Origin of the sequence: Salinibacterium sp. dk2585, assembly GCF_008001035.1 — a bacterium.
GTDB lineage: Bacteria > Actinomycetota > Actinomycetes > Actinomycetales > Microbacteriaceae > Homoserinimonas.
Window position 1 is genome coordinate 283,703 of sequence record NZ_CP042856.1, and the last position, 25,479, is coordinate 309,181.

Annotated in this window: 24 protein-coding genes; 15 read left to right on the forward strand and 9 right to left on the reverse strand. The window is 65.7% G+C overall.

The features are described from left to right. The first annotated feature begins 90 nt into the window (after positions 1 to 90). The 5 genes from FVA74_RS01385 (at position 91) to FVA74_RS01405 (ending at position 4,129) form a co-directional block, all read left to right on the forward strand. Positions 91 to 453 (forward strand): FAD-linked oxidase C-terminal domain-containing protein, encoded by a 363-nt coding sequence (locus FVA74_RS01385; protein ID WP_168220012.1) that lies wholly within the window; start codon positions 91 to 93, stop codon positions 451 to 453. A gap of 167 nt (positions 454 to 620) precedes the next feature. Further along, entirely contained in the window at positions 621 to 1,613 is a 993-nt protein-coding gene (locus FVA74_RS01390; RefSeq protein ID WP_147719995.1) for an ABC transporter substrate-binding protein, read from the forward strand. Positions 1,614 to 1,776: 163 nt separating this feature from the next. Beyond that, positions 1,777 to 2,472, forward strand: a complete 696-nt coding sequence (locus FVA74_RS01395; protein WP_168220013.1) for an ABC transporter permease — start codon at positions 1,777 to 1,779, stop codon at positions 2,470 to 2,472. A gap of 40 nt (positions 2,473 to 2,512) precedes the next feature. After that, positions 2,513 to 3,310, forward strand: a complete 798-nt coding sequence (locus FVA74_RS01400) for an ABC transporter permease (RefSeq protein WP_147719997.1) — start codon at positions 2,513 to 2,515, stop codon at positions 3,308 to 3,310. 6 nt (positions 3,311 to 3,316) lie between these two features. Continuing rightward, complete coding sequence (locus FVA74_RS01405; RefSeq protein WP_147719998.1) at positions 3,317 to 4,129, forward strand: ABC transporter ATP-binding protein; 813 nt, start codon at positions 3,317 to 3,319, stop codon at positions 4,127 to 4,129. Between the two features lie 37 nt (positions 4,130 to 4,166). On the opposite strand, the gene FVA74_RS01410 is transcribed toward FVA74_RS01405, so the two are convergent. Next, a complete protein-coding gene (locus FVA74_RS01410) occupies positions 4,167 to 4,931 on the reverse strand; it encodes an IclR family transcriptional regulator (RefSeq protein ID WP_168220014.1) in 765 nt (254 codons plus the stop codon). Between the two features lie 236 nt (positions 4,932 to 5,167). Between FVA74_RS01410 and FVA74_RS01415 the strand changes: the two genes are divergently transcribed. The 3 genes from FVA74_RS01415 to FVA74_RS01425 all read left to right on the forward strand — a co-directional run bounded on the left by FVA74_RS01415 (position 5,168) and on the right by FVA74_RS01425 (position 9,803). Then, positions 5,168 to 6,715, forward strand: a complete 1,548-nt coding sequence (locus FVA74_RS01415; RefSeq protein ID WP_147720000.1) for a carotenoid oxygenase family protein — start codon at positions 5,168 to 5,170, stop codon at positions 6,713 to 6,715. Between the two features lie 71 nt (positions 6,716 to 6,786). Continuing rightward, positions 6,787 to 8,241, forward strand: coding sequence for a benzaldehyde dehydrogenase (locus FVA74_RS01420; RefSeq protein ID WP_147720001.1), 1,455 nt, complete (start codon positions 6,787 to 6,789; stop codon positions 8,239 to 8,241). A 29-nt stretch (positions 8,242 to 8,270) separates the two neighbouring features. Further along, the gene (locus FVA74_RS01425; protein ID WP_147720002.1) at positions 8,271 to 9,803 is read left to right on the forward strand and encodes an FAD-binding oxidoreductase; all 1,533 of its coding nucleotides are present in this window, start codon (positions 8,271 to 8,273) and stop codon (positions 9,801 to 9,803) included. Here the strand turns inward: FVA74_RS01425 and FVA74_RS01430 are convergent. Beyond that, positions 9,800 to 11,116 carry a CdaR family transcriptional regulator gene (locus tag FVA74_RS01430; RefSeq protein WP_147720003.1) on the reverse strand — a complete coding sequence of 439 codons (1,317 nt, stop codon included), beginning with the start codon at positions 11,114 to 11,116 and terminating at the stop codon, positions 9,800 to 9,802. The two genes, FVA74_RS01425 and FVA74_RS01430, sit on opposite strands and share 4 nt — an antisense overlap. Positions 11,117 to 11,254: 138 nt before the next feature. Between FVA74_RS01430 and FVA74_RS01435 the strand changes: the two genes are divergently transcribed. Together FVA74_RS01435 and FVA74_RS01440 are read left to right on the forward strand one after the other, a co-directional pair. Beyond that, positions 11,255 to 11,770, forward strand: a complete 516-nt coding sequence (locus FVA74_RS01435; protein WP_147720004.1) for a flavin reductase family protein — start codon at positions 11,255 to 11,257, stop codon at positions 11,768 to 11,770. Next, positions 11,767 to 13,338, forward strand: coding sequence for a 4-hydroxyphenylacetate 3-hydroxylase N-terminal domain-containing protein (locus FVA74_RS01440; RefSeq protein WP_147720005.1), 1,572 nt, complete (start codon positions 11,767 to 11,769; stop codon positions 13,336 to 13,338). Before FVA74_RS01435 ends, FVA74_RS01440 begins: the two co-directional genes overlap by 4 nt. 82 nt (positions 13,339 to 13,420) lie before the next feature. Here FVA74_RS01440 and FVA74_RS01445 read toward each other — a convergent pair whose 3' ends face one another. Further along, a complete protein-coding gene (locus FVA74_RS01445; RefSeq protein WP_147720006.1) occupies positions 13,421 to 14,275 on the reverse strand; it encodes a fumarylacetoacetate hydrolase family protein in 855 nt (284 codons plus the stop codon). Continuing rightward, positions 14,275 to 15,297: a cupin domain-containing protein gene (locus tag FVA74_RS01450; protein WP_147720007.1), complete on the reverse strand. Its 1,023-nt coding sequence runs from the start codon at positions 15,295 to 15,297 to the stop codon at positions 14,275 to 14,277. The genes FVA74_RS01445 and FVA74_RS01450 overlap by 1 nt, the downstream gene beginning before the upstream one ends. Before the next feature lie 140 nt (positions 15,298 to 15,437). Here FVA74_RS01450 and FVA74_RS01455 point away from each other — a divergent pair, with 140 nt between their 5' ends. Then, on the forward strand, positions 15,438 to 16,211 hold the full coding sequence (locus tag FVA74_RS01455) for an IclR family transcriptional regulator (protein WP_147720009.1): 774 nt from the start codon (positions 15,438 to 15,440) through the stop codon (positions 16,209 to 16,211). 4 nt (positions 16,212 to 16,215) lie between these two features. Here FVA74_RS01455 and FVA74_RS01460 read toward each other — a convergent pair whose 3' ends face one another. Further along, the gene (locus tag FVA74_RS01460; protein WP_147720011.1) at positions 16,216 to 17,121 is read right to left on the reverse strand and encodes a LysR family transcriptional regulator; all 906 of its coding nucleotides are present in this window, start codon (positions 17,119 to 17,121) and stop codon (positions 16,216 to 16,218) included. 137 nt (positions 17,122 to 17,258) lie between these two features. Here FVA74_RS01460 and FVA74_RS01465 point away from each other — a divergent pair, with 137 nt between their 5' ends. Genes FVA74_RS01465 through FVA74_RS01480 form a run of 4 tightly spaced genes read left to right on the forward strand, consistent with a single transcriptional unit; the run spans position 17,259 to position 21,185 of the window. Then, complete coding sequence (locus FVA74_RS01465) at positions 17,259 to 18,014, forward strand: SDR family NAD(P)-dependent oxidoreductase (RefSeq protein ID WP_147720013.1); 756 nt, start codon at positions 17,259 to 17,261, stop codon at positions 18,012 to 18,014. Next, positions 18,014 to 19,444 carry an aldehyde dehydrogenase gene (locus FVA74_RS01470; protein ID WP_147720015.1) on the forward strand — a complete coding sequence of 477 codons (1,431 nt, stop codon included), beginning with the start codon at positions 18,014 to 18,016 and terminating at the stop codon, positions 19,442 to 19,444. Before FVA74_RS01465 ends, FVA74_RS01470 begins: the two co-directional genes overlap by 1 nt. Before the next feature lie 35 nt (positions 19,445 to 19,479). Further along, positions 19,480 to 20,373: an amino acid ABC transporter permease gene (locus FVA74_RS01475; RefSeq protein WP_222705953.1), complete on the forward strand. Its 894-nt coding sequence runs from the start codon at positions 19,480 to 19,482 to the stop codon at positions 20,371 to 20,373. After that, positions 20,370 to 21,185, forward strand: coding sequence for an amino acid ABC transporter ATP-binding protein (locus FVA74_RS01480; RefSeq protein WP_370454473.1), 816 nt, complete (start codon positions 20,370 to 20,372; stop codon positions 21,183 to 21,185). Before FVA74_RS01475 ends, FVA74_RS01480 begins: the two co-directional genes overlap by 4 nt. Positions 21,186 to 21,307: 122 nt before the next feature. Here FVA74_RS01480 and FVA74_RS01485 read toward each other — a convergent pair whose 3' ends face one another. The 4 genes from FVA74_RS01485 to FVA74_RS01500 all read right to left on the reverse strand — a co-directional run bounded on the left by FVA74_RS01485 (position 21,308) and on the right by FVA74_RS01500 (position 25,367). After that, the gene (locus tag FVA74_RS01485) at positions 21,308 to 22,267 is read right to left on the reverse strand and encodes a hypothetical protein (RefSeq protein WP_147720017.1); all 960 of its coding nucleotides are present in this window, start codon (positions 22,265 to 22,267) and stop codon (positions 21,308 to 21,310) included. A gap of 315 nt (positions 22,268 to 22,582) precedes the next feature. Next, complete coding sequence (locus tag FVA74_RS01490) at positions 22,583 to 23,365, reverse strand: N-acyl homoserine lactonase family protein (protein ID WP_147720018.1); 783 nt, start codon at positions 23,363 to 23,365, stop codon at positions 22,583 to 22,585. Positions 23,366 to 23,443: 78 nt separating this feature from the next. Next, positions 23,444 to 24,355: a transporter substrate-binding domain-containing protein gene (locus FVA74_RS01495; RefSeq protein ID WP_168220015.1), complete on the reverse strand. Its 912-nt coding sequence runs from the start codon at positions 24,353 to 24,355 to the stop codon at positions 23,444 to 23,446. 121 nt (positions 24,356 to 24,476) lie between these two features. Beyond that, complete coding sequence (locus FVA74_RS01500) at positions 24,477 to 25,367, reverse strand: LysR family transcriptional regulator (protein ID WP_147720022.1); 891 nt, start codon at positions 25,365 to 25,367, stop codon at positions 24,477 to 24,479. Between the last annotated feature and the right edge of the window lie 112 nt (positions 25,368 to 25,479).

The window sequence follows — 25,479 nt, forward strand, 5'->3', positions numbered from 1 at the left end:
TGCCGCCGCAATCGTGGGTTCTGGCCACGTGGTGGGCTCACACGAGGAAGGCTCGCGCGGTAAGAACAACGGATATGTGTCGGTGCCGCGGTGGGTGAGTTCTATCAGGAGAGCAGGCGCATCATTGCCGAGCACGAACTCGACTTCTTCGCAGGCTTCCACGTGTACCCCCGGCACGTCGCTCACACGGTGATGATCATTTTCAACCAGGACTCGGAAAAGGGCCGTCGCCGCTCTGACCTCGCGTTTCGCGAGCTTGCCGCTGTGGCAAAGCGGTACGGCTACTCGGAGTATCGCGTGCACCTCGACTACATGGACCTGCTCGCTGATCAGTATGACTTCAACAACCACGCGTTGTGGCGAACCCAGGAGAGGGTAAGGGATACGCTCGATCCCAACGGGATCCTGTCGCCGGGCAAGCACGGCGTGCGGTCTTCGCGGTATCGCTCGTAGGAGCCCGTCGAGAGAGCGTTGCGGGTTCCCTTGTTGCAGGACAAGAACGGGTGACTTTCCATCCTGAGGAATCCGATTCCGGCGAATAGGCTTCGCGACCCCAAAGCTGATTAGGTGTGCTCAATCCTCTCTGGATCGCACACAACAAGGAAGTTGGAGGGGGAGCTATGCGCTCTTCACGCAATCACACTCGTCGCAGGCTGGTAACGCTTGCGTCGCTCACAGCAGTCGCTGGCCTCGCCCTGACTGGCTGCACCGCCGCCGCGGGCGGTGGCGAGGCAGCAGACGGACCGACGGAGATCTCGGTCGTCTTGGCATCGATCGCCTTCGAGAACGCCTACCAGGCGAAGGAGCAAGGGTTCTTCGAGGACGAGGGCCTCGACGTGACCCTGGTGCCGGGTGGGGACCCGGCCGCGAACCTGGCCCAGCTGGTCTCCGGTGAAGTCGACTTCGCAATGGTGGCCGGATCGACGGCAGTCACCGCTGTCACGAATGGCCTTCCCGTGAAGGTCGTGCTCAATAACGAGTCCATCGACCCCGAGGCAGGCACGTCGGGTCTCGTCTCGGCGCCGGGCAGCCCCATCACCTCGATGGAGGACATGGAGGGCAAGTCTGTCGCTGTGCTCGGGCTCGCGACCGGAGCAGAACTCCAGCTGTACGAAGCTGCCGAAGAAGCTGGGGTTCCCTTCGACTCGATGCAACTCGTCGTGACCCCGCTCCCGGGAATGCTGGAGGCGGTAGGAGCCGGCCACGTCGACACCGCTCTGATCTTTCCGCCCTTCTACGACATCGCGAAAGAACAGGGGTTCACGGTCATCGGCGAACCGACGCGCGAATACGGTGGCGGCATGCCGAACACGCTGTGGATGGCGTCCGAGAACACGGTCGAGACCCGTCCCGACTTGGTGGACCGCTTCCGGAACGCAATGAGCAAGGCAGCGGACTTCTACAACGACAACTACGAAGACGCACGTCGAATCACGGGAGAGCACACCGAGATCCCGCCGGAGCTCCTCGCGAACCGCGTGTACGTCGAGCGCGACCCCGCCGTGTATGTCGATCGGTACCAGTACCTGATCGACACGATGGTGCGCTTCGGCCAGGTGGAGAACCCTCCGACCGTCAAGGAGCTCCTCGCCGAGGGAACGCCGACCCGCTAGACCTGCGCAGCTCGAAGAAAGTAGATCAGTGTTGACAAAGAGGCCACACGGCGCGTCGACGGGCGGCCGGAAGCTATCCGGCCGCCCCTCGGCACAGCCTTCCGCGGCTGCCATATGGGCCCGGCGCGGCATCCTCGTCGCCATCGTTCTTGGCGCCTGGCAGGTGGCCGTAGTAACGGGCGCGGCGCCAGGGCTGCTCCCGGCGGTGGACGATGTCGCGGTCGCATTCTTGGGAGTCTTCGGCCGCCCCGAGTTCTGGCAGGCGCTTGTCCAGACCATCTCCGCGGCACTGACCGGTGTAGCAATCGCCACGGCGGTCGGGGTGCCCGTCGGGCTTCTGCTCGGCGGCATCCCGGTAGCGGAGAGAGCCGCGCGCCTCGTGCTTGACTTCGGTCGCTCGTTCCCTGTCATTGCACTGCTTCCGGTGCTCATCCTCATGATGGGTGCCTCATGGCGCATGGAGGTGCTGGTCGTGTCGCTCGCCGCGGTCTGGCCGATCCTCGTTCAATCGCTGTACGGGGCCCAGCAAATGACGTCATCGGCTCGGGAGATGACGCGCAGCTACAGGATTCCGCGCCTCCTGGCTTTTCGGCGGGTGCTCCTGCCCGGCGCGCTCCCGATGATCTCGACGGGTCTTCGCATTGCGGTCGCAATCGCGCTCCTCGTCGCGGTTGCCGTGGAAGTGCTTAGCCAGACCCCGGGTCTCGGGCGACTCATCACCCTGGCTCAGGGAGGCAACCGCTGGGATCTGGCCGTCGCATACCTGGTGCTCATCGGTCTCTTCGGGTGGGCTGTGACATCGGCTCTCGCGTGGGCGGAAGGCCGTCTACTCCGCTGGAACCGGCAGGGGGAAGCATGAAACTAATCGCACAGCCGAGTCACGGAAGGAGAGCGCTCGAATGACCATCGTGCTCCGAGTAGTAGAGCGTGTTTGGCTCCCAATGGTGCTGGTCGCGCTGTGGTGGCTGCTGTCGGCCAGCAGCACCTCCGTCTTCTTCCCTCCGCTGTCGAAGATCATGGAGGCGATGGTGGCGGACATAGCCACCGGCACCCTGCTTCGAGACATCAGCGTCAGCCTCACCAACCTGTTCGCCGGTCTCGGGATCGCCATCGTCATCGGCGTCACCGTCGGTGTGTTGCTCGGGGAGCTTCCCCGTGTGCGGGAGGCCGTCGACCCCCTCATCCACTTCTTCCGCGCTGTGCCCCAGACAGCCCTCGTGCCCCTCGTGATCGGCGCGATGGGAATCGGAGCGGCGCCGAAGATTGCGACCATCGCATTCGCCTGCGTGTGGCCCATCATCCTCAACTCAATCGATGGCGTCAGGAGCGTCGAACCCGCCGTGCGTTCCCTGTCGCAGGCCTACCGCATCCCTCCGCTGCTGCACTTCGGGAGAGTGATCATCCCCTCAGCCCTGCCCCAGATCGTTGCGGGTGTTCGCGTGGCCCTGCCGATCGCAGTCGTCGTCATGGTCGTCAGCGAACTCTTCGCCGCGGAAGAGGGGATCGGCTATTACATCCTTAGGTCCTCCAGTGTCTTCCAGCTGCCCCAGACGTGGGCGGGCGCGATCCTCGTCGGTGTGCTGGGCTACGTGTTGAGTGAACTGTTCAACGTGTTGGAGAAGCGTCTGCTGCACTGGCACTACCGGTCGACAAACCCGACCCAAACGAAGACCCTCACGACTCAGAGAAAGAAGTAAGTGGACATGAGCGAAACTGCGACAGCGGCAGCACGAAGCCTGCCCAGCCACGCTGACGGCCGCACGCTGAGCGTGAGGGCTCTTGGCAAGAGTTATGGCACTGGGGCGCAGGAGAACTGGATCATCAGGAATCTGGATCTCGAGGTGCCGCCCGGTGAGTTCGTAGCTATCGTCGGACCGTCCGGGGTTGGCAAGACGACCCTCCTTCGCAGCTTGAGCGGACTCGTTCCGCCGACCGAGGGCGGCGTCTTCATCGACGGGTCGCCATTGGCCGAGCCGCACCCCGAGGTCGGGGTCGTGTTCCAGGACTACAGCCGCTCGCTTCTTCCGTGGATGACCACGCTAGACAATGTCGCGTTTCCGCTCCAAGGAAAGGGAATGAAGAAGGGGGAGCGCCTCGCCATTGCCGAGAAGAACCTCGCAGCGGTGGGTCTCGCCGGCAAGGGTCACTTGTACGCCTGGGAGATGTCAGGCGGCATGCAACAGCGAGTCGCAATTGCGCGTGCACTTGCCTACGACTCCAAGATCCTCCTCATGGATGAGCCATTCGCCTCGGTCGATGCGCAGACGCGACTCGACCTTGAGGATCTCGTCGTTGACCTACACGTGAACCTCGGCGTCACGATCATCCTGGTGACACACGACATCGACGAAGCGCTGTATCTCGCCGACCGGGTAGTCGTGATCGCAGATAAGCCAGCTCACGTCGTCGACCAGATCGAGACGGGCTTCGGTAGCCATCGCGATCAAGTTGAGACGCGCGCGGACCCGCGCTTTGCTGAGGCTCGCGGTCGGATCCTCACGCGGTTGCGGGCGTAAGCAGGCCTCAGCGTTGCTGGAGTCAGCGCTGCTGGAGTCAGCGCTGCGCCGCCATGGTGATGGCGCGGAGCTGGCTCTGCACCTCCGCGGCCACACTCCCCAGCGCGTGTGCGAGGGGGATGGCATCTTTCGCCGTGGTCAGCCTGGACATCGGGGCAGACACGCACATGGCGGCCTTTGGCTGGCCCGTCGAGTCGGTGAGAACGTGGCTCACGCTGGCGATCCCCGCCTCCAACTCGCCAAACTCCACCGCCCAGCCACGTTTGCGGGTTCGGTCGAGCTCGGCGGTGAACGCTGTCCAATCTGAAATCGTGCGATCAGTTCTCTTCTCAAGAGTTCGGGTTGGAAAACGGCGAGCCACGTCGTCTGAGCTGAGGCGTGCAAGGATCGCGCGCCCAGCGCTGCATGCGTGGGCAGGCAGGAGCTGGCCCAGAAGAGACGACACACGGATCGCGCGGTTGCCCTCAAATGACTCGACGAATCGACACTGCCGACCTTCGAGAATCGCGATCGACACGGTCTCGCCGAGGTCGCGAGCTGCCTGCTGGGCGAGTACCCCGCTGGCTTCCCGGAGTCGTGGTGCGCCGCTGGCCGCTAGTGCCATCTCGTGAAGCGCGGGCCCTGCGAAGTAGGCGCCGCCAACAGCCTCCTGCCGCACGAAGCCCAGTCGACGGCATGCAGCGAGGAGCCGGTGGGCCGTCGAGTCTGCGACCGCGAGTTCGTTCGCCACCTCTCGCACCGAGAGTTGGCCGCGCTGGCTCATCAACTGGATGACGAGAAGTGCGTTCTCTGCCGAACTCATGCGGAGCTCACCCTCTCTCATCAGCGGGCAACCGTTTCGGCATTCCCGGGCCGCTACCACTCTACCGTTTCCGCAGGGTGGAATGGATTGCAGCTTTCTAGGTCTGCGGCGTCGCGCCTGATTGAGTGTGGCGTATTGGGGCCAACGCTGCCTCCGGATACCGGGGCGGAGATTGGTCTTGGGTCTGCCGGGTTGCTTCAGCCAGGGCAGTGAGATTGACGACCGACGGAGAGCCTATGTCCCATCAAAACGACCCCTCGGAGGACGCCCGAGCGGAGCAGCTGGCCTGGGTGCGGAAGGAGCCGAAGGCTCCCATCCCGACACCATCGCCCTACCCCATGATCCGCTTTGCTGAGCCGGCGCATCCATTCGACAGGCCCGTTCGCGTCGAAGCTGACATCGACGGGCTCGAGTGTGTGCAGGGTGCCATCCCGGCGCACCTTGACGGCACGTATTACAAGGTCGTGAGCGACCGCCAGTTCCCGTCGTTCGTCGAGAACGACCTCGGCTACTTCAACGACGACGGCATGGCCCTGGCGTTTCGATTCCACGACGGCAAGGTCACCTACAAGAGCCGATTCATCCGGACGCCTCGGTTCCAGGCCGAGCGCGCGGCCGGTCGCTCACTGTTCGGCAAGTATCGCAACCAGTTCGACGACGACGCGATGGTCGAGGGGATGCTGCGTGGGAACGCCAACACCAACCTCTTCTTCCACGGCGGCAAGCTGTACGCGGCCAAGGAGGACTCGCCGCCCATCATCCTGGACCCCGACACGCTCGACACGCTCGGCGTGTACGACTTTGAGGGCTCGCTGACATCCAAGTCGTCGACGGCTCATCCCAAGGTCGATCCACTGACCGGCGAGATGGTCTTCTTCGGATACGCCGCGAAGGGCGACACGACGCGGGACATCGCGTACTACGAGGCGGACAGCACGGGCCAGATCATCCATGAGACCTGGTTCAAAGCTCCCTACTCGGCGATGGTGCACGACTTTGCCGTGACCCAGAACTACGTCATCTTTCCGATCATCCCCCTGCGGAGCGAGAGGGAATGGATCGAGGAGGGCAAGTCTGCCTTCCAATGGGATGCGAGTGAGGACGTCTACCTCGGCGTGATCCCACGAAAGGGTGACGGTGCGGGAATCCGATGGTTCCGGGGTCGCTCACGCTTCTCGAGCCACATCCTCGGTGCTTTCGATGATGGACGGTACATCTACATTGACAGCCCGGTCTCGGAGAGTAAGTACTTCCCGTGGTTCCCCAACATGGACGGGACACCCCACGACCCGGTCAAGGGGCAGACCACGCTCACGAGGTGGACAATCGACCTCCACGACGGCGCCGACGGATTCACCGAGTCGCAGATCTCGAAGCTCGGCGTCGAGTTCCCTCGCATGGACGACCGCTTCGAGACGATGAAGCACACCTGGGGTGCGATGGCGGTCAGCGCTGTTCCCGGAATCGAGGTGCAGGGGCACGGCTTCCGCTGGATCTCGACAATCGACTATGCGACGGGCGAGCAGAAGCTGTATTACCCCGGTGACGGTTCGACGGTCGGCGAGCCCGTGTTCGTGCCAGGGAGCGCCAACGCACCAGAGGGACACGGCTACGTGTTCGTGCTGGTATCACGCCGCGATGCGATGCACAGCGAACTCGTCGTGCTCGACGCGCAGAACATCGACAAGGAGCCCGTATGCACCCTTCGCATGCCGCTGCGCGTTCCGAAGGGGCTCCACGGCAACTGGGTTTCGGCTGAGGAGCTCGCCCAGCGAACGGACTGAGTCACCTGCGCTCACCATTGGGCAGCCGCAGAACACCTCTCAACAACGACGACCTCACGGAGAAGAACACGATGGCACTACTGGACTCCAGCATCTGGGATGGAAAGCTCTTCATCGGCGAATGGGTTGACTCGCCCGCGAGCATCGACGTGGTCGAGCCGGCCACGGGGCAGGTTCTCGGCCGCGTCGGGAAGGCGACCCCCGACGACGTGCTCGCCGCGGCACGGCGCGCGGCGGCCGCCCAGCGCGACTGGGCGGCGAAGCGTCCTGAAGAGCGCGCCGCGGTCCTGCGTCGCGCTGGGGCGCTCTGGGAAGAGCACGCCTCAGAGATCGAGCAGTGGATCATCCGTGAGTCCGGTGCCATCCTGCCGAAGGCGCAGCTCGAGACTCACATCGCCGCGGCCGAGTGCTTCGACGCGGCGGCGCTGCCAAATCACCCGCGCGGCGAGGTGCTCTCGACCAATGAAGACCGCTGGAGCGTGTCACGCCGCGTGCCTGCCGGCGTGGTCAGCGTCATCGCACCGTTCAACTTCCCCCTCATCCTCTCGATCCGCTCGGTCGCCCCGGCGCTCGCCCTCGGCAACGCGGTGCTGCTCAAGCCGGACCCCCGAACGAATGTCTCCGGCGGCATCGCCTTGGCGCGGATCTTCGAGGAGGCCGGCCTTCCTGCTGGCCTGCTGCAGGTGCTCACGGGAGGGGTCGACGTTGGCGAAGCGGTCGTCGCCGCGCCCGAGGTGCGGATCATCTCCTTCACGGGTTCCACGCCGGCCGGGCGCAAGGTTGGCGAGGCGGCAGCGCGTCACCTCAAGCGGGCGCACCTCGAGTTGGGCGGCAACAACGCCCTCATCATCCTGCCGGGCGCTGACCTTGCGAAGGCAGCGTCGGCTGGTGCCTTCGGTTCGTTCATGCACCAGGGGCAGATCTGCATGACCTCAGGTCGTCACCTTGTGCATGAGAGCCTGCACGACGAGTACGTCGCGGCGCTCAAGGAGAAAGCAGAGCATCTTCCGGTTGGTGACCCTGCAAGTGGCCAGGTGGCGCTTGGGCCGATCATCGACCGCGGCCAGGTCGAGCGCATCCACGCAATCGTCACAGACTCGGTGGATGCGGGCGCGCAGCTCGAGGCCGGTGGGACCCACGACGGGCTCTTTTACAAGCCGACGGTGCTGTCGCATGTCACTCGCGAGCACCGGGCGTGGGCCGAGGAGATCTTCGGCCCGGTCGCCCCGGTCATGTCGTTCTCGACCATCGAGGAGGCGATCGAGATCGCTCGTGACACCGAGTTCGGACTGTCGCTCGGCATCCTGGGCGAGGTCGGCATGGCGATGGAGGTCGCCGACGCCATCCCGAGCGGCATCGTTCACATCAATGAGCAGACTGTCTCCGACGAGTCGACCGCCCCCTTCGGCGGAATCGGCGCGTCGGGCACGGGCTCGCGCTTCGGCGGGGCACAGGCCAACATCGAGGCGTTCACCGAGACGCAGTGGCTGACCCTGCGCTCAGACATCGCGCCCTACCCGTTCTAACGGGTGCGGCGAGGCTTGCAGGAGACACCATGACGAACACGGTTGAAGAGACGACACCAGGACTGGCCGCTGCCATCGCACGGTTCACCGAGGCGCTCGGCGAGGAGGCGGTGCTTCTCGACTCGGCCAGGGTTGACGAGTTCCGCGACCCCTTCGAAGGGCCAGGTGCCACGGAGCATCAGCCGTCCTTTGTCGTGCAGCCCGGATCGGTTGAGGAGATCCAGGAGGTCGTGCGCATCGCGCGAGAGTGCGGCGTGCAGCTGTGGACATCATCGATGGGCCGCAACTTCGGATACGGCGGGTCTGCGCCCATCGTTGGGGGGTCGGTCGTAGTGAGCCTGCGCCGCCTCAATCGAATCCTCGAGATCAACGAGGAGGCCGGCTATGTGCTGCTCGAACCCGGGGTGACCTTCTTCGAGCTCTACGAGGAACTCCAGCGACGAGACGTGGCGCTCGCGATGTCCGTGCCAGACCTCGGCTGGGGCAGCGTGGTGGGAAACGCCCTCCAGCACGGCTTCGGCTATCACGAGCACGGAATCCATGCGGATGCCGTCTGCGGCATGGAGGTCGTTCTCGCGAACGGCGAGATCCTGCGCACGGGGCAGGGCGCGAATTCGCGCAGCACGCTGTGGCAGGCGCACAAGCGCGGGTTCGGTCCATCGCTCGACAGTCTCTTCATGCAGTCAAACTTCGGCATTGTCACGAAGATGGGGCTGTGGCTGACACCGCGCCCCGAGGTGATCGTGACCGGAAGCATCGTGTGCGAGGGGGAGGATGACATCCTCCCGCTGATCGACCTGCTTCGCCCCCTCGTGCGCGACAAGACAGTGCAGGGACTGCCACTGTTGTCGGCCACCCGCATGGTCGATGACTCGGCACAGGGTGAAGCTGCGGACCGGGCTCGCAAGCTCAGGTCGATCATGCGACCGGGACGGTGGAACGCGCGCGTCTCCATGTACGGTCGCGCGGCGGTCGTCGCAGCCCAGCGGGCTGTCATCGAGGAGCAGGTCGCGAAGGTGCCAGGCGCTCGACTCGAGCTGCGCACGTATGCGGGCACTGCGAGCGTTGACGACGTCCACCCTCGCGACCGAGTCCCTGCCGGCATCCCGACGATGGTCCTGCTCGACCTCATCAAGGAGGCCTTCTACGGCGATGACACGGGTCACATCGACTTCGCGCCAGTGATCCCGCTCGAGGGCGCAGCGGCCGTGCGTCACGAGCAGATGGTGACGAGCGTGCTCGAGGAATTCGGCCTCGCGGGGATGTTCGCGTGGATCGTGAATCCGCGCAGCATGGTCGGCGCATGCATGGTGCTGTTCGACAAGACCTCGGCGGAGCAGGTCGCTCGCGCACACGCGGCAGTCCGCAAGATGTGCGACCTTGCCGCGGAGTGGGGATGGACCGAGTACCGGGCGCACATCTCACTCGCTGACGAAGTGGCGCAGAACTTCGATTATGGTGACCACGCGCTCTCTCGCACGTACTCGAGCATCAAGGACGCGCTTGACCCCGATGGCATCCTCTCCCCCGGGAGTCACGGAATCTGGCCCGCCACCACCTAGGGAGCGTCGATCGCGGCCTGGGTCGCGGCGGGGTGCATCTTCGCCAGCTGCAGCGCCAGGTGAGTCGTCAAAGGTCGTCCGAGCGGGTCGCGCCCCATCGAAGCGCCCATCTTCTCGAGCCGATACGCGATGGTGTTGCGGTGAACATACAGTTCATCGGCCGCTCGTCGAATGTTGCCCAGGTTTCGCAGCAGCACCTCGAGCGTGTGCCGCAACTCCTCGCTCATCGGGTCGTCGCCCAAGAGGCCATCCAACTCGTCTTCGACGAGCAAGCGTGCGAGCTCTGCCCGGGCCGACAGCAGCGCGAGATGCCCTTCATCGGCGAACGTGGAGACTGCAGCCGCGATGTTCGAGGAGCGCCTCGTCGTATGGAGCGCCTGCGCCGATGTGTGAGCTGCTCGTATTCCTGCCAGGTCGCGACGCGCGACGCCCATACTCATGATGAGCCAGGGGCTGTGCTCCGCGACTGGCGTGAGCGTGCTCACCACGGCGTCGACCGACAGGTAAGGGGCACTCACCAAAATCCACGCCGACGTGCCCTCCTGAGGGATGAATGCGGCGTGGTACCCGCTGAGCGCCTTCTCGCATGCCCGGCGAAACGTAGAGAAGTCGCTCGGTGACACCGCACCCTCATATGACGCCCGGGCCGAGAGCACCACACAGAGATGCATCTGCGACAGGTCCATGTCGAGAACCTGCGCTGCCTCGGCGGGAGATGTGATGTCTCCAGAGATGATGCGGTCGAGCATCCGGCGTTGGTCCGTCATCCGCATCTCGAGCATGCGGGACGAGGATTCGTGATAGCGCCGGGTGTTCTCATCGATCACCGTCGCGAAGGCCGCCGAGATGCGGTCGCTCATCTCGCTCAGCAGTGAGATGCCGGCACCGTCCTGATAGTTCGGGATGACGAGTTCGATGGCCGCGCGCCGCCAGGCGGTCTCGAGGTGCCGAAGCCCACGCGTCACTGGCTCGATTGATACGCCGTCTCGTGCCGCTGCCAAGACGACCTCGCGCTGCCCATCTGACATGCGGATGCTCGCTGGGTTCGGGATCGCACCACTCAGCACGCCAAGGATGTCGAGGGAGATGGATTCGATCGCCGCTGACGTGGGTGCACCGAACACGTCGAAGCGGGATGGGGACATCTCCTTCTGCACCACCTCGCGAGCTGCTTCCCCGACTGCGAGAGCCCAGTTGACGAGGCGGTCGCTGTAGTCATCGCGCGCTCTGTCGACTTCATCAACCTGGAAGACCTGCATAGGAGACCCCGGGTCGATGACATGATCGAGCGCCCTCGCGACGTCTGGTGACATGCCTCAATTATGCATTATGCCCAATTGGACGATGCGTCTCTGTCCAGCGTTCCTCATGACGCCGAACGCAGTCCCTCCTAGGCTCGGATCACGCCTCGCGATGACGCGCGGTGTGAACTCGAGGAGAGAGATCCACGCATGACTGCGACGACGACTGCCCAACCTCCCCGCCTGGACACTCGTGCATTCAGGGATGCTTGTGGGCGTTTTCCCACCGGCGTTACCGTGATTTCGACGCCCGCTGCGGATGGACGGCCAGCGGGAATGACCGCGAACGGCTTCATGTCAGTCTCGCTTGATCCAGCGCTCGTCGTGGTGTCCGTCGGCCACAATGCGCGCACCTACGAGCGGCTGATGTCGAATGACGTCTACGCCGTGAGCGTGCTGCGGCACGACCAGAAAGACATCGCCTCGCACTTCGCGAGCCGCGAGAAGAGTGCTGACCCTCCGTTCGATATGCACAACGGCCACGCTTTCGTACCCGGGGCGATCGCTCGGATCGGGTGCCGAATCATGGATCGCTTTCCTGCCGGCGATCACACCCTGTTCTTGGGCGAGGTCGAGACCTTCGACCAGACGCCGGAAGTCCATCCCCTGGTCTTTGCCTCGGGGCGGTTGTTCTCACCCATTCACGACGAGGAGTTCGCACGATGACCACGATTGATCAGTCCGCGCCCAACCAAGCGGCGCCCGAGGGCACGGGCCGCCTCCTTCCGCAGACCGGCGAGGAGTACCTCGAGAGTCTTCGTGATGGGCGCGAGGTGTGGATCTATGGGGAGCGCGTCGACGACGTCACGACGCATCCCGCGTTCCGCAACAGTGCGCGGTCGATGGCGCGACTGTACGACGCCTTCCACACCCCCGAGACGGCTGGCAGCATGCTCCGCCCCACCGACACCGGGAGCGGAGGGCAGACGCATCCCTTCTTCAAGGTTGCACGCAGCAAGCAGGATCTTCGGGATTGCGTTGACGCCATCCAGACCTGGCAGGACATTGGATTCGGCTGGATCGGGCGTTCTCCTGATTACAAGGCCGCCATGCTCACCTCGCTCGGCGCCATCCCCGAGTGGTACGGCGAATACGAGCCGAATGCCCGCTTCTGGTACAAGGAAGCGCAGGAGAAGGTGCTGCACATGGCCCACGCCATCGCGAACCCTCCTGTCGACAGGGGGCTTCCAGTGGAGGACACCCGCGATGTGTTCGTTCACGTCGAGCGGGAGACCGATGCTGGGCTGATCGTCAGCGGGGCGAAAGTGGTTGCCACGGGGTCGCCGCTCACGCAGAACATCTTCGTGAGCCATTTCATGGCGCCGGTGCAGGACAAGGCCTTCGCCTTGACGTTTATCGCGCCGTCTGCTGGCAAGGGCATCAAGTACCTCGCCCGTGCGTCCTACGAGCAGGCAGCCGCCACGGCCTCAAGCCCGTTCGACTACCCGCTTTCGAGCCGTCTCGACGAGAACGACGCGATCCTGATCTTCGACAACGCACTGATCCCCTGGGAGAACGTGCTGGTCTACGGCGTCGACAAGGTGCAGGAGTTCGGAGCCGCGACCCGGTGGACGGCGCGCGCGATCCTCCAGTCGTCAGTGCGCTTCACGACGAAGCTCGAATTCGTCATCGGCGCGATCCAGAAAGCTGTGCAGGTCACCGGCATGCGCGACCCCAAGGCGGTCCAGGCTCAGATCGGTGAGCTGATCGCGGCGCGCAACATGCTTACGGGCCTGCGCGACGGAATGATCGAGAGTGCTGAGCCCGGCCCCGGTGGGGCAATGGAGCCGAACCAGAAGTACACGCGGGCCTACGCGGCGCACGCCCCCGGCATCTACCGGCGCATGCGTGAGGTTGCCCAGACGGTCGTCTCCTCCGGTCTCATCTACCTGAACTCCCACGCGACGGACTTCTCGACGCCCGAGATCCGCCCGCTGATGGACCGCTTCATGCGCGGATCCAACGGAACGACCGCGCTGGACCGCTCGCGGATCATGAAGACGCTGTGGGATGCCGTCGGCAGCGAGTTCGGTGGTCGACACGACCTCTACGAGCTCAACTACTTCGGCCAGCCGGAGGCTCACTACCTGGCGAGCTTCGGTGGCGCGATGAGCGACGGGACGATGGCCAGGATGGAGGGTCTCGTGGATCGCTTCCACGAGGACTACGACCTTGACGGCTGGACGGCACCTGACCTGATCGCCGCCGACGACGTGCGCACCATCCAGCCCTGACCTGAGCCCGGGTCATTCGGCCAATAAGAAAGGTGGGCCCCTGCTGATGCAGGGGCCCACCTCTTTGTCTTTGTGTGACGCGTTACGGGCGCGCGATCACCGGCATGGTGAGCTCGCCGACCTCGGGGATCGTGAGCACGACGGTGTCGCCGGGAACGATCTGGCCGACGCCCTCGGGGGTGCCGGTCGCGATGATGTCGCCGGGCTGCAGCGTCATGACCTCGGAGTACACCTCGATCAGCTTGGCGATGCCATAGATGAGGTACGAGGTGTTGGAGCGCTGGCGCTCCTCGCCGTTGACCGTGAGCCAGAAGTCGAGCGCCTCGGGGTTCGGAACCTCGTCAGCCGTCACGATGTACGGGCCGATCGGTGTGAAGGTGTCGAAGGACTTGCGGTAGGAGCGGTCCTCCTCGCCGCGCAGCGTGATGTCGAGCAGCGGCGTGTACCCGAAGACGTAGTCGAGGGCATCCTCAGCGGAGACGCGGCTCGCGGTCTTGCCGATGATGACGCCGATCTCGGCCTCGTGGTCGAAGCGGCGGTCGTCCCAGGGCAGCTCGATGGATGCGTCGGGGCCGACGATTGAGGTGACTGCCTTGAGGAAGCCCTTGCGTACCTCGGCGGTGAGGATCTGGCGGTCCTTGTAGACGCCCTTCTCCCCACCCATCTCCTGCTGGTGCTTGTGGTAGTTGACGGGGGCCGCGAAGAGGTTGACGGGGCGGGGCTGCGGGGCGCGCAGCGTGGCCTCGGCTTCGGGCGTGCCGCCGCCGGCCGCAGCGCGCTCCGCGACCGTGCCGCGCACGTCATCCCAATTCGAGATGAGCGCGTTCATGCGGTCGTGCGTCGGCACGTGCTCCGACACGAGGTCGCTCAGGTCGACGATCGTCTTGTCTTCAGCGAGAACCCCAAGCTGGTTGTCGTTGAAAATGCAGATGCGCATCAGGCGTCTCCTCGTTCGCGCCAGAGGCCCAGGGCGGTGATCGCCGGGCGGTCGGTGTAGGAGAACAGGACGGCGTCCTCCGACGTGTTGTTGTGGTGTGAGTGCTCGTACCAGAGCGGGATGGCCAGAGTGTCACCCTTGGTCCACTCGATCTTCTGGCCGTCGACGATGGAGTAGCCGCTGCCGCTGACCACGTGGTAGACGGTGCTGTGCGTGTGGCGGTGCGACTTTGTGTCGACGCCGGGACGCACGAGCTGCAGGTAGGCCGAGATCGTGGTCATGACGGGGCCGCCGGTCGTGGGGTTCTTGTACTCGACGATGATGTCGTCGTAGGGGTCACCCTCACCGTCGCGCAGGTACTCGAGCGCCTCGAGGGCGTCGGCGAGCTTGTAGACGAGCGGCTGGTTGAGCGCGTGGGGCTCGCCGTAGCTCTTGCCGAGCATTCCCTGCAGGTATGCGGCTGGCATGGCCTTGTCGGGCTCGGTGGGGTCGCCTGCCTCGTCGATGATGTACTGGTTGAGGCGGCTGATGAGCGGCGAGTCGAGACCGTCGAGCCAGATCATGGGGCCGTCGCCCTCGTGGCCGTGCTCGTGCCAGTGCAGCGACGGGGTGAGGAGGAAGTCGCCGACCTCCATGGGAACCCGCTGGCCGTTGACAGTCGTGTAGGCGCCGTCGCCCTCGACGATGAAGCGCAGGGCCGAGGGGGTGTGGCGGTGCGGCGGCGCGATCTCGCCGGGGAGCACGAGCTGCAGTGCGGCCCACAGGGAGTCGGTGGCGCCGGTGCGCTGGCTGGGCAGGCTTCCGGGGTTGCGGAATCCGAGCACGCGACGCAGGGCGTGCTCGAGCGGCACGACCTCTCCGGCCTTCATCATGAGGGCGCGGGCCTGCTCGTAGCGCCAGATGTGCGGCACGAGGTTGGTCTTCGCCTCCGAGCCGATGCCTCCCATGAGCTGCCACAGGGGCGAGTAGTGGTTCTCGGCGAGTTCGGCGTAGAAGGCCTCATCCGCGGTTGTGTCGGCCATATCCGCTCCATTCTGTAATGCAGACTTGTATTCCCTCTTCTAGAATACCTTGACTGGGCCGCCAATCGTCAAGGGGCCAGCGATCGGCTAGCATTTCGCTTGCCTGCCCCTACGAATCGGGGGCATCGGCAGGAGGTTCCATGTCCGACAGCGACGCCCGCGATGACCCCAAACGCAGCGTCGTGGGCCGAGCCCTCGAGATCCTCGACTGCTTCGCCGGCGGCACCGAGATGAGCGTGGCCGGCATCTGCGAACGTACGGGCCTCCCGCCCGCGACGGTGCACCGGATGCTCGCTGCCCTCGTCGAATGGGAGGGCGTCGAACGCGTCGGCCGCGGCCGCTATCGACTGGGTACTCGCATCTGGCGCCTCGGCGTCGGAGCACCCCAGGTGCGCCGCCTGCGCGAACTCGCCCAGCCCTACCTCGTCGACCTCCATGTCGTGACCCGCGGCACCGTGTACCTGGGGGTGCGCGACGGTGGCGACGCCGTGTTCGCCGACCGCATCACCCGCGTGAAGCCGACGGCCAAGTCGGTGCGAGCCACACGGCGGATGCCCCTCCACAGCACGGGCTGCGGTCGCGTGCTCCTTGCCTACAGTGACGACGCCTGGGACAGGTTGCAGGAGGATGCCGAGCATTCCGAGGCGGTCGCCGGGGTCGTGCCGGCGCTGCGGCGCGAGGTCGCCGAGATTAGGCTTGCGGGCCACGGGATCACGCAGAACGACGGTCTCCCCGGCCGCACGACGGTCGCGGCCCCCGTGTTCTGGGATGGCGGCGCCATCGTCGCGAGCGTCGCGGTCTCATTCCCAGAGACTCGCATCCCCGACCCCCGCTCGATTGTGCCACGGGTGCTGGCGACCGCTCGCGCCATCAGCACCGACCTCTCCCGTCGCTCGGGACCCGGGCTGCACTGAACCGTCAGTGCCGGTCGAGGTCCTGCAGCGTGTCGATGATGGTCGAACGCAGCCAGGCGCCCGCCGCAGATCGCACCGAGCGCCGCAGCATGTAGAGCGACACCTCGGCGAGTGCCGTCTCGAAGGGGAGGGTGAATGCCCTCGCGGTGCCGGTGGCCTCCAGCCGCTCCGCCGTCAGCTTGGGAGCGAAGCCGAGGTATTCGGTCTCGGCGATGATGCCGGGCAAGGCCATGAAGTTGGGCACGGCGATCGCGACATCCAGTTCACGCCCCAGGGTCGAGAGGTGATCGGGCACGACCGTGTGGCCGGCCTCTCGGCTGATGGAGACGTGGCGCTCAGCGAGGTACTCCTCGAGGGTCGGAGCGTCGCCGATGCGCGGATGTGACGGGGCGCGCACCCCGGCATAGCGCTGCATGAAGAGGATGTCTCGGGTCAGGTCTTTCGACGGGATCTGCGGGGTGCAGATGACGGCGTCGATTCGGCCGGCGATAAGGTCGTCGGCGGCGCTCGAGAGGTGGAGCGGTTCGATGTGCAGTGAGACTCGGGGCGCCTCGGCGGCGATCGCCTGGATGAGCCGCGGCACGAGGCCGATCAGGCCGATGTCGGTCGTGACGAGTGTGAAGGTGCGGGTGGATGCCGCGGGGTCGAACTCGAGCGGCTGTGCGAGCACCGAGTCGAGTCGGCCGAGCGCCTCGACGAGTTCGGGGTAGAGCGACTCGGCGAGTGTCGTGGGTTCCATCCGGCCGTTGCGCTTGTGGAAGAGCGGGTCGTCGAAGAGGCGCCGGAGCTTTCCCAGGTTGTAACTGATGGCCGGCTGCGAGACATGCAATTGCTCGGCGGCGATGCCGACGCTCATGGTCTCGAACACGGTGACGAAGGATCGCACCATCGCGATGTCGTAGCTACTCATTCGGCCAGCATAAACAATATTGAAACTCTAAGTGAAGACTGTTTATTGGATTTATTTTCTCCCGCCTGCTTTTCTGGTGGAAGCCCGCTCGGAGCGCTGGGAGAGCGCAGCGGGACCCTCGAAAGCAACGGAGCAAAATGAGAATCGACTTCACCGGAAAGATCGTCGTCGTCACGGGAGGGGCCGGCGGCTTCGGGTCCGCAACCGCCCGCACGTTCGCCGGAGCAGGCGCCCGCGTAGTCGTCTCGGACATCAACCTCGAGAAGGCGCAGGCCGTCGCATCCGAGCTCGAAGGCGCCATCGCGGTGCGCACCGACGTCACGTCGCCCGAGTCGATCACGGAACTCTTCGAGACCGTGCGCAGTGAGTTCGGCGGCCTCGACATTCTCGTCAACAACGCGGGCGCCCCGACGCCCAAGCGCGACCTCGTCGACACCTCGCTCGACGACATCAACTGGCTCATCAACATCAACTACCGCAGCACCGTGCTCGCCTCACAGGCAGCGCTTCCGCTCATGAAGGGTCGCGAGGGCGCCAACATCGTCAACGTCGCCTCCATCTCGGCGCGGCGCCCGCGGCCGGGCGGCACCGTCTACAACTCGACCAAGGCCGGCGTCGAATCGTTCACGCTCGCGCTCGCCGCCGAGGTCGCCCCCGAGGTCCGCGTCAACAGCGTCAGCCCCGTCATCTCCGAGACCGGCTTCCTCACGAGCATCTACGGGCACAACGAGCTGAGCGACGCCGACCGCCAGCGTCTCGTGACGGGCATCCCCCTCGGCCGCACCGCAGACACGCAGGATGTCGCGAACACGATCGCCTTCCTCGCCTCCGACCTCGGCAACTTCCACACGGGCGTCAACCTGCAGGTCGACGGCGGCCGGAGCATCAACTGATGAAGACCGCAGAGCTCCTCGGCGAGTACGGCCACTGGATCGACGGCCAGAGCGTGCCGGGCGGCGACGAGCGCCTCGAGTCGACCAGTCCCGTCACGGGGGAGCCCGTGGCATCCATCGCCCTCGGCGGCAGGGATGAAGTGGATGCGGCGGTGCAGGCTGCGCACCGCGCCGGTCCCGCCTGGGCCGCACTCAAGCCCATCGAGCGCGGGCGCCTGATGCTCGCCCTCGCCGCGAGGATCGTCGAGGAGCGCGAGCGCCTCGCGGAGCTCGAGGCCGGCGAGACGGGACATCCCGCACACCGGGTGCCCAATGAGATCGCCAACTCGGCCGCGTACTTCGAGTTCTACGGCGGGCTCGTGAACTCGGTGCAGGGCGAGACGATCGACCTCGGCCCGGGCTACCACTCGTTCACTCGGCGCGAGCCCTTCGGCGTGATCGGCGTCATCACCCCGTGGAATGTGCCGCTCGGCCAGGCCGCCCGCGCCGCAGCCCCGGCGCTCGCGGTCGGCAACACGGTCGTGATCAAGCCCTCCGAGTACACCTCGGCCACGACGGTCGAGCTCGCCCGCCTCGCGACCGAGGTCGGCATCCCCGACGGCGTCATCAACGTTGTCACGGGACTCGGCGACTCGGTCGGTGCCGCGCTTGTCGACCACCCGCTCGTGCGCAAGGTCTCGTTCACCGGCTCGCTTCGCGCGGGACGCATCGTGGGCCGTGCTGCGGCGGAGCGCATCCTGCCCCTGACGCTCGAGCTGGGCGGCAAGTCGGCCAATGTCGTCTTCGCGGATGCGAACCGCGAGTCCGCCGTCAAGGGGGCCGTCACGGCGTTCACCGCCAATGCCGGCCAGGCCTGCACAGCCGGCACTCGCCTGCTCGTGCAGCGCGAGATCCATGACGAGTTCGTCGCAGATCTCACCGAGGTGGTGAAGGCGCTCAACGAGAGTGGGGCGCTTGGACCCATGACGACGGCGGAGCAGTTCGCCAAAGTGCACGAGTACTTCGAGATCGCGAAGCAGGATGGCGCGGAGGCCGTCGTCGGCGGCGCCCCCACGAGTGCAGGCGGTTCCGAGGGCTTCTACGTGCCCGCAACCGTCTTCTGCGGCGTCGACAACACGATGCGGATCGCGCGCGAAGAGGTCTTCGGGCCCGTGCTGAGCGTCATCCCCTTCGACACGGAGGAGGAGGCGATCGCGATCGCGAACGACTCGGACTACGGCCTCGCGGCCGCCGTGTGGACGGCCGACATCTCGCGGGCCTTCCGCGTCTCGGCCGCGCTCGAAGCCGGGCAGGTCTACGTCAACACCTGGATGGGCTCGATCGTTGAAACCCCGTTTGGCGGTTACAAGATGAGCGGCTACGGCAAGGAGAAGGGCGTCGAAGCCCTTCAGCACTACACGCAGGTGAAGAGCATCACCTTCGGTCTCTGACCGATGCAACAATCGCTCGATGGTGAGGGAGAGAAATGACCATGACTGACCCGGCGATGGCCGCGACGCCGCGGGCGGCGAATGATTCGCTGCCGGAGCGTCTGCCCATCAATGCGGTGCCCGTGCGGCACTGGAAACAGTGGATCGCAGCGGCAGTACTGATCGTGCTGCTCGCGGCGGCGCTGTTGAGCCTCGCCACGAATGACAACATCCACTACCCGACGATCGGCGAGTACCTCTTCAACCCGGCGATCCTCAAGGGCCTCGGTGTCACCTTCCAGCTGGCGATCATCGCCATGCTGGCGGGCATCGTGATCGGCATCCTGGTGGCGGTGGCGCGCATGTCGGCCAACCGCGTGCTCAACGCGGTTGCCGAGGGCTACATCTGGTTGTTCCGCGGGGTGCCGCTGCTCGTGCAGCTGCTGCTCTTCGGCAACTTCGCCCTGCTCGCGCCCGAACTGGGCATCGCGATCCCCTTCGCCGACACCATGCTGCTCGGCGTGGACACGAACAAGGTCATCACCCCCTTCATGGCGGCGATCCTGGCGCTCTCGCTCCACGAGGGTGCCTACATGGCCGAGGTCGTGCGCGGCGGAATCCTCGCCGTCGACAAGGGTCAGAGCGAGGCGGCCACGGCCGTCGGCATGACCCGCGGCCTGGCCATGCGCCGCATCGTGCTGCCGCAGGCGCTGCGTGTCATCATCCCGCCGACCGGCAACCAGTTCATTACGCTGCTCAAGGCGACCGCGCTCGTTGCGGTCATCGCAGGCCACGACCTCATGAGCACCGCGCAGAACATCTCGGCGCAGAACTACCGCACGATCGAACTGCTGCTGGTCGCCTCCGTCTGGTACTTGGCGATCGTGTCCATCCTGAGCTTCCTGCAGCGGATGCTCGAGCGTCGCCTTTCACGAGGAGTTGAACGATGACCACGACCACTCCGACCGGGTCGATCCTGTCGGTCGACCAGAACCCCGACGCGATGGTGTCGATCCGGCGCGTGCACAAGTCCTTCGGTGACAACGAGGTGCTCCGAGGCATCGACCTCGACGTGCAGCAGGGTGAGGTGCTCTGCCTTCTTGGGCCCTCTGGTTCCGGCAAGTCAACCCTCCTGCGCTGCATCAACACGCTCGAGACGATCGACGAGGGGCGCATCTGGGTCGACGGCGACCTCATCGGCTACCACGAGCGCGCCGGTCGACTGCGTGCGCTCAACGCCAAGGAGATGGCGGCGCAGCGGCGGCACATCGGCATGGTGTTCCAGCGCTTCAACCTCTTCGCGAACATGACGGCGGTCGAGAACGTCATGGAGGCACCCGTGCATGTCGCCGGCAGCAAGCGCGCCCAGGCGCGCGCGAAGGCACTCGAGCTGCTCGACCGCGTCGGGCTCTCGAGCCACGCGAACCACTACCCGGCGCAGCTGTCGGGTGGCCAGCAGCAGCGCGTCGCGATCGCGCGTGCGCTCGCGATGGAACCGCGCCTCATGCTCTTCGACGAGCCCACCTCGGCGCTCGACCCGGAGCTCGTGGGTGAGGTCCTCGAGGTCATGCGCGGGCTCGCCCAGTCGGGCATGACGATGATCGTCGTGACCCACGAGATCGCCTTCGCGCGTGACGTGGGCGACTCCCTCGTCTTCATGGCCGACGGCAAGGTCGTTGAGACGGGTCACCCGCGCGAGGTCATCGACAACCCCAAGACCGACCGCATGCGCCAGTTCCTGGCCGTGAGGAATGCCGTCTAGCATCTCGCGCATCCCAACCCGGGCATACCGCTCCTGCGATAAGCGACCGCGACCGTGTCCGCGGATGACTGGATTTCGGTCAGATGACTGCGCCGCGGCGCAATCATCTGACCGAAATCCGGTCATCGGGAGGCTCCAGGCGCCGGCACGAGCCCGTGGTGCGCGAGGAAGACGCGCAATCGCTGCCGGTCACGGATGACATCTTGCGGTGGGCGCGCGAATCTCTTGACGACGCGACGCATCCGGTCTTCTCGCCTCTTCTCGGCGAGAAGGATCTGCTCCGGGGTGCGGTTGAGCTGGTATTTGCGGCGCGCGCCGTATTTGATGTCCCCGTCGATTTCGACGATGAGGCCGAGGTGCTCCCAGTAGGCGTCTGCAAAGCCGATGAAGCCGTCCTCGTCGTGGAACGGCACCTGAAGTTGCGGTGCGGGTACCCCGAGGATGTAGCACTGGCAGCGGAACAACGATTCCCGAGGTGAGCCACTGCGCCCGTCGGCGAATTCGAGCGCACGACGCGCGCGAGCGCTGGCGAAGTGCGGCAGTCGCGCCTCGTGCAGGAGTAGGAGTTCCTCGCGCGTCGGCGGAACGACCCCCAGAGTGTGCAGGAAGTCGCCCTCCTCTGGCACGCGGATGCCGGCGTCGAGCATCGCGACCGCGCGAGCGAAGGCGGGTTGCGTCGCGACGTCGAGCAAGGTTCGCGGCAGCGACGTGACTGCGACGCCGTCGATCTTGGTGGACGCGGGGTCGCTGTCGAAGCTGTGACACCGCAGGCCAGCCCGCGAGATGCCACCGGCGCGAGGTCCGATGAGTGTGTGCGCAACCGACGGCCAGTGGGTGAGGGAGGGCAATCGCCACAGCGCGGCTGCGGAGTCGTGGCTGAACTGCGTGCCTGGCGCCAGGCTGACAGCGGCCGCCCGCACCATCATGCGGTAGCGGTCGTCGGCTTCGAGATCGCGCCAGTCCCTCGCGGGGTAGTAGACGCCGGGGCGGATGCGATGCAGCTCTCCGCGCTGACATTGCCGGCGCAGCTCGCGGTCGTTTCCGAGGATGAGGGTTTCGCGGGCGAGAAAGAGCGTCGGCATCCCACGACAGTGCCGGGAGTGCGGGGCACGCGGCGGTCCGGCGGCCGAGCTGTGGACCGCTGCGGCATCCGTAGCCCAGGGGAGGAGCGCTGGGGGCCCCGGCGCGCGGCGTGCCGGCGGCAGATGACTGGATTTCGGGCAGATGACCGCGCCGCGGCGCAATTATCCGCCCGAAATCCAGTCATTCGCATGGGAGGGGGATGGGTGGGGAGGAGCGGGTGGGGAGGAGCGGGTGGGGAGGAGCGGGTGGGGAGGAGTGGGCGTCGAGGGCGGCGGCCGGGTGGACGCGGCCGCCGCCGCCCAGCCATCCGGATGCTACGTGAGGCGCTGCAGCGCGCCGTAGCGCTCCCAGTCGCCCGGGTCGTGGGCGACCCAGAGTTCGGCGCCGTCCGCTTCGAGGGCGCCGAGCATCCGGAGCGACTCGACCGCGAGGCTCGGGTCGTCGTCGGTCGCGGCCGGCAGGAGCCGATCAATGCCCTCGCGCAGGTGTGCGGCATCCGCCGTCAGCACGATCGTGCGGGTGGGCAGCGCGACCTGCAGGCTCAGGTGGCCGGGAGTATGACCGGGGGTGTGCAGCACGATGATGCTGCCGTCGCCGAGGAGATCGTGGCGGGGGGTGTCGACCGTGGTCCAGTTGTAGCCGAGCGCGGGCTCGAGTTGCTCATGCCATTTGATGAAGTGCGCCCCGGCTGGCGACGGCGTTCGTGCCCAGTCCAGCTCGCCGGGGCCGACGTAGAAGCGGGCGTGGGAGAAGCGGTGCAGGTCGCCCGCGTGGTCGGAGTGGCAGTGGGAGAGCACGACGTGCGCGATATCGCTGCACGAGTAGCCCAGCGCCGCCAGTTGCCGGTCGATGCGCTTCTCGGGCGTGAACCCGGAGGCGAGGTGCATGCGGCCGGCGAAGTAGCCGTCGGGGTCGTCGTAGGCGCGCGGCGACAGCCCGGTGTCGAAGAGCACGAGCCCCTCGCGGTGCTCGATGAGGAACGCCGGGAACGGGATGCTGCACTCGCCCGTTGCGCCGACGACCTGCTCGGCGGCGTCGACGGTGAGGCGACCGGAGTCGAGGGCGGTCAGAGAGAGAGCGGTCGAGTCGGCGTTCATGGTGCTCCTGGAGGTCTCGTCAGGGAAGGCCAAAGGGCCGGGGCGCTCATGCGCCCCGGCCCGGAGTAGGTGTTGTGCCTAGAGCTTGCCGGCACCGACGCCATTGATCATGACCTCGTCGGGCGTGAGCTCGTACTTCTCGGCGTCGTAGGCTGCGAAGACCTTGCTGTACTCACCGTTCTTCATGATCTGGCGAACCGCCTCCATCATGGCTTCCTGCAGTTCGGTGTCGCCCTTGGTGAAGGCCATGCCGTAGATCGAGGGCAGCACCTGCACGTCGTGGACCTCGAACACGGCGCCGTCGTTGAGGGTCTTGGCCGCGTAGCGCTGGATCAGGTCGATGCCGAGCAGCACCTCGATCTGGCCGGACTGCAGCTGGGCGGTCGCCCCGGAGGAGGTGTCGTAGAGGCGCAGGTCCATGGGCTTGCCTGATGCTTCGCAGTCCTTCGCGAAGTTCTCGAGGTAGACCTGGATGCCGCCGCCAGCGATGGTGCCGACGATGTGGCCGCACATGTCCTCGGGCTCCTCAAGCGTGATGTTCTTCGACTTGAGGGTCATGGGGCTCGCGGCGGAGCGCATGTAGGAGGCGAGGTCGACGACCGCCTCAGTGTCGACGTTGTCGTAGGTTGCACCCCACACCATGTCGACCTTGCCCGCCTTGAGCGCGGCGATCTGGCCGGTGTAGGGGGTGTCGACGATCTCGATGTCGATGCCGAGCATCGGCTCGGCGGCCATGCCGAGCTCGGGGATGAGGCCCGACCATTCGCCGCCGGCGGCCGACGAGTAGGGCGGGGCGGTGCTCGCCATCGCGATGCGGATGACGCCGCTGTCCTTGAACTCCTGGGGGAGGAGGTCGTAGGCGGGGGCGTCGGTGTTGCCCGCGGCGGGCGCGGAATCGGCTTCGCCTGCTGTTCCTGAGGAGCAGCCGACGAGGAGGGCGGCTGCTGCGAGGAATGCGGGTGCTGCGAGGCGGCGACTGAAGGAGGCCATGGTTTCTACTTCCTTGTAGGAGTGATTCTGCTGAGTGGATATTGATTCCATCGCTAGGAAATCAGGCCGGAGAAGATAAATCCAATCAACATTTCTTCATGTCTAGATTAGTGAGATCGATTCAGTGGAGCGCTTCGACGATGGTCCGCCGGAACCAGTCGAACTCCGCAGACGGCAATTCGCGCCTGATCGTGTAGAGCGCAATCTCACTCATAGGCACCTCGAAGGGCAGGGGAAAGGTGCGCACCCCTCCCTGGCGCACGAGCCGATTGGCCACGCTCGTGGGCGCATAGGAGAGCAGGTCGGTGCCCTCCATGAGGCTCGGGAGGGAGGAGAACGTCGGCACGACGAGGGCGACGGTGCGCTGCACGCCGAGTTCCCGCACTTTCTGGTCAAGCGCCGTGTGCCCCGTGGAGATCGCCACCGTCACGTGCTGCTCCGCCTCATACTCCGCAAGGGTCGGATGCTCGCCGATGCGCGGATGATCGATGGGGCAGATGCCGATGTAGCGCTGGCGGAAGAGCGCCTCGCGCAGCAGGTCCGGTGCATCGAGCCTGGTCGAGAAGATCGCGGCGTCCGTGCTGCCCGACCGCAGGTCTTGCACGATGCTCGGCAGGTTCAGCAACTCGACCTCGAGAGCGACATGTGGTGCCTCGCTGCGGACGCGGTGCAGGAGGCGGGGGAGTAGGCCGCCGATGCCGACATCCGTCATCCGCAGCCGGAAATGCCGCCGCGACGTCGCTGGCGAGAAGGTGGCGGAACTTGCCATGATCTCGTCCATCGACTCGAGGATGCGCCGCAGCCGCGGGTAGAGCTCGTCGGCCACCGGGGTCGGTTCGAGTCGCTGGCCATGGCGCTGGAAGAGCACATCGCCGAAGTGGTTGCGCAGCTTGCGAAGGGTGTAGCTGACGGAGGGCTGGCTGATCGACATGCGCTCAGCGGCGAGCGTCGCGCTGCCCGTCTCATAGATGAGCACGAAGACCCGGAGCATCCCAATGTCATAGGCCGCCATGTACCCCACCCTAATAGACAGCGTCTATGACCCGATCGACATTTCCTCTTCGCATATGCGGCTGCCTAGTGTGAACCAACTCCTCGCACGCGAGTGGGTGCAACACGTTTTT

What these genes read in the sequence shown, in the direction of transcription:
- FVA74_RS01405 (WP_147719998.1), top strand. Translation starts at nt 3,317, where the DNA reads ATGAGCGAAACTGCGACAGCGGCAGCACGAAGCCTGCCCAGCCACGCT.
- FVA74_RS01445 (WP_147720006.1), bottom strand. Translation starts at nt 14,275, where the DNA reads ATGCGCATCTGCATTTTCAACGACAACCAGCTTGGGGTTCTCGCTGAA.
- FVA74_RS01420 (WP_147720001.1), top strand. Translation starts at nt 6,787, where the DNA reads ATGGCACTACTGGACTCCAGCATCTGGGATGGAAAGCTCTTCATCGGC.
- FVA74_RS01475 (WP_222705953.1), top strand. Translation starts at nt 19,480, where the DNA reads ATGACCATGACTGACCCGGCGATGGCCGCGACGCCGCGGGCGGCGAAT.
- FVA74_RS01425 (WP_147720002.1), top strand. Translation starts at nt 8,271, where the DNA reads ATGACGAACACGGTTGAAGAGACGACACCAGGACTGGCCGCTGCCATC.
- FVA74_RS01495 (WP_168220015.1), bottom strand. Translation starts at nt 24,355, where the DNA reads ATGGCCTCCTTCAGTCGCCGCCTCGCAGCACCCGCATTCCTCGCAGCA.
- FVA74_RS01465 (WP_147720013.1), top strand. Translation starts at nt 17,259, where the DNA reads ATGAGAATCGACTTCACCGGAAAGATCGTCGTCGTCACGGGAGGGGCC.
- FVA74_RS01480 (WP_370454473.1), top strand. Translation starts at nt 20,370, where the DNA reads ATGACCACGACCACTCCGACCGGGTCGATCCTGTCGGTCGACCAGAAC.
- FVA74_RS01500 (WP_147720022.1), bottom strand. Translation starts at nt 25,367, where the DNA reads ATGGCGGCCTATGACATTGGGATGCTCCGGGTCTTCGTGCTCATCTAT.
- FVA74_RS01435 (WP_147720004.1), top strand. Translation starts at nt 11,255, where the DNA reads ATGACTGCGACGACGACTGCCCAACCTCCCCGCCTGGACACTCGTGCA.
- FVA74_RS01455 (WP_147720009.1), top strand. Translation starts at nt 15,438, where the DNA reads ATGTCCGACAGCGACGCCCGCGATGACCCCAAACGCAGCGTCGTGGGC.
- FVA74_RS01390 (WP_147719995.1), top strand. Translation starts at nt 621, where the DNA reads ATGCGCTCTTCACGCAATCACACTCGTCGCAGGCTGGTAACGCTTGCG.
- FVA74_RS01430 (WP_147720003.1), bottom strand. Translation starts at nt 11,116, where the DNA reads ATGTCACCAGACGTCGCGAGGGCGCTCGATCATGTCATCGACCCGGGG.
- FVA74_RS01460 (WP_147720011.1), bottom strand. Translation starts at nt 17,121, where the DNA reads ATGAGTAGCTACGACATCGCGATGGTGCGATCCTTCGTCACCGTGTTC.
- FVA74_RS01415 (WP_147720000.1), top strand. Translation starts at nt 5,168, where the DNA reads ATGTCCCATCAAAACGACCCCTCGGAGGACGCCCGAGCGGAGCAGCTG.
- FVA74_RS01470 (WP_147720015.1), top strand. Translation starts at nt 18,014, where the DNA reads ATGAAGACCGCAGAGCTCCTCGGCGAGTACGGCCACTGGATCGACGGC.
- FVA74_RS01450 (WP_147720007.1), bottom strand. Translation starts at nt 15,297, where the DNA reads ATGGCCGACACAACCGCGGATGAGGCCTTCTACGCCGAACTCGCCGAG.
- FVA74_RS01490 (WP_147720018.1), bottom strand. Translation starts at nt 23,365, where the DNA reads ATGAACGCCGACTCGACCGCTCTCTCTCTGACCGCCCTCGACTCCGGT.
- FVA74_RS01410 (WP_168220014.1), bottom strand. Translation starts at nt 4,931, where the DNA reads ATGAGTTCGGCAGAGAACGCACTTCTCGTCATCCAGTTGATGAGCCAG.
- FVA74_RS01400 (WP_147719997.1), top strand. Translation starts at nt 2,513, where the DNA reads ATGACCATCGTGCTCCGAGTAGTAGAGCGTGTTTGGCTCCCAATGGTG.
- FVA74_RS01440 (WP_147720005.1), top strand. Translation starts at nt 11,767, where the DNA reads ATGACCACGATTGATCAGTCCGCGCCCAACCAAGCGGCGCCCGAGGGC.
- FVA74_RS01485 (WP_147720017.1), bottom strand. Translation starts at nt 22,267, where the DNA reads ATGCCGACGCTCTTTCTCGCCCGCGAAACCCTCATCCTCGGAAACGAC.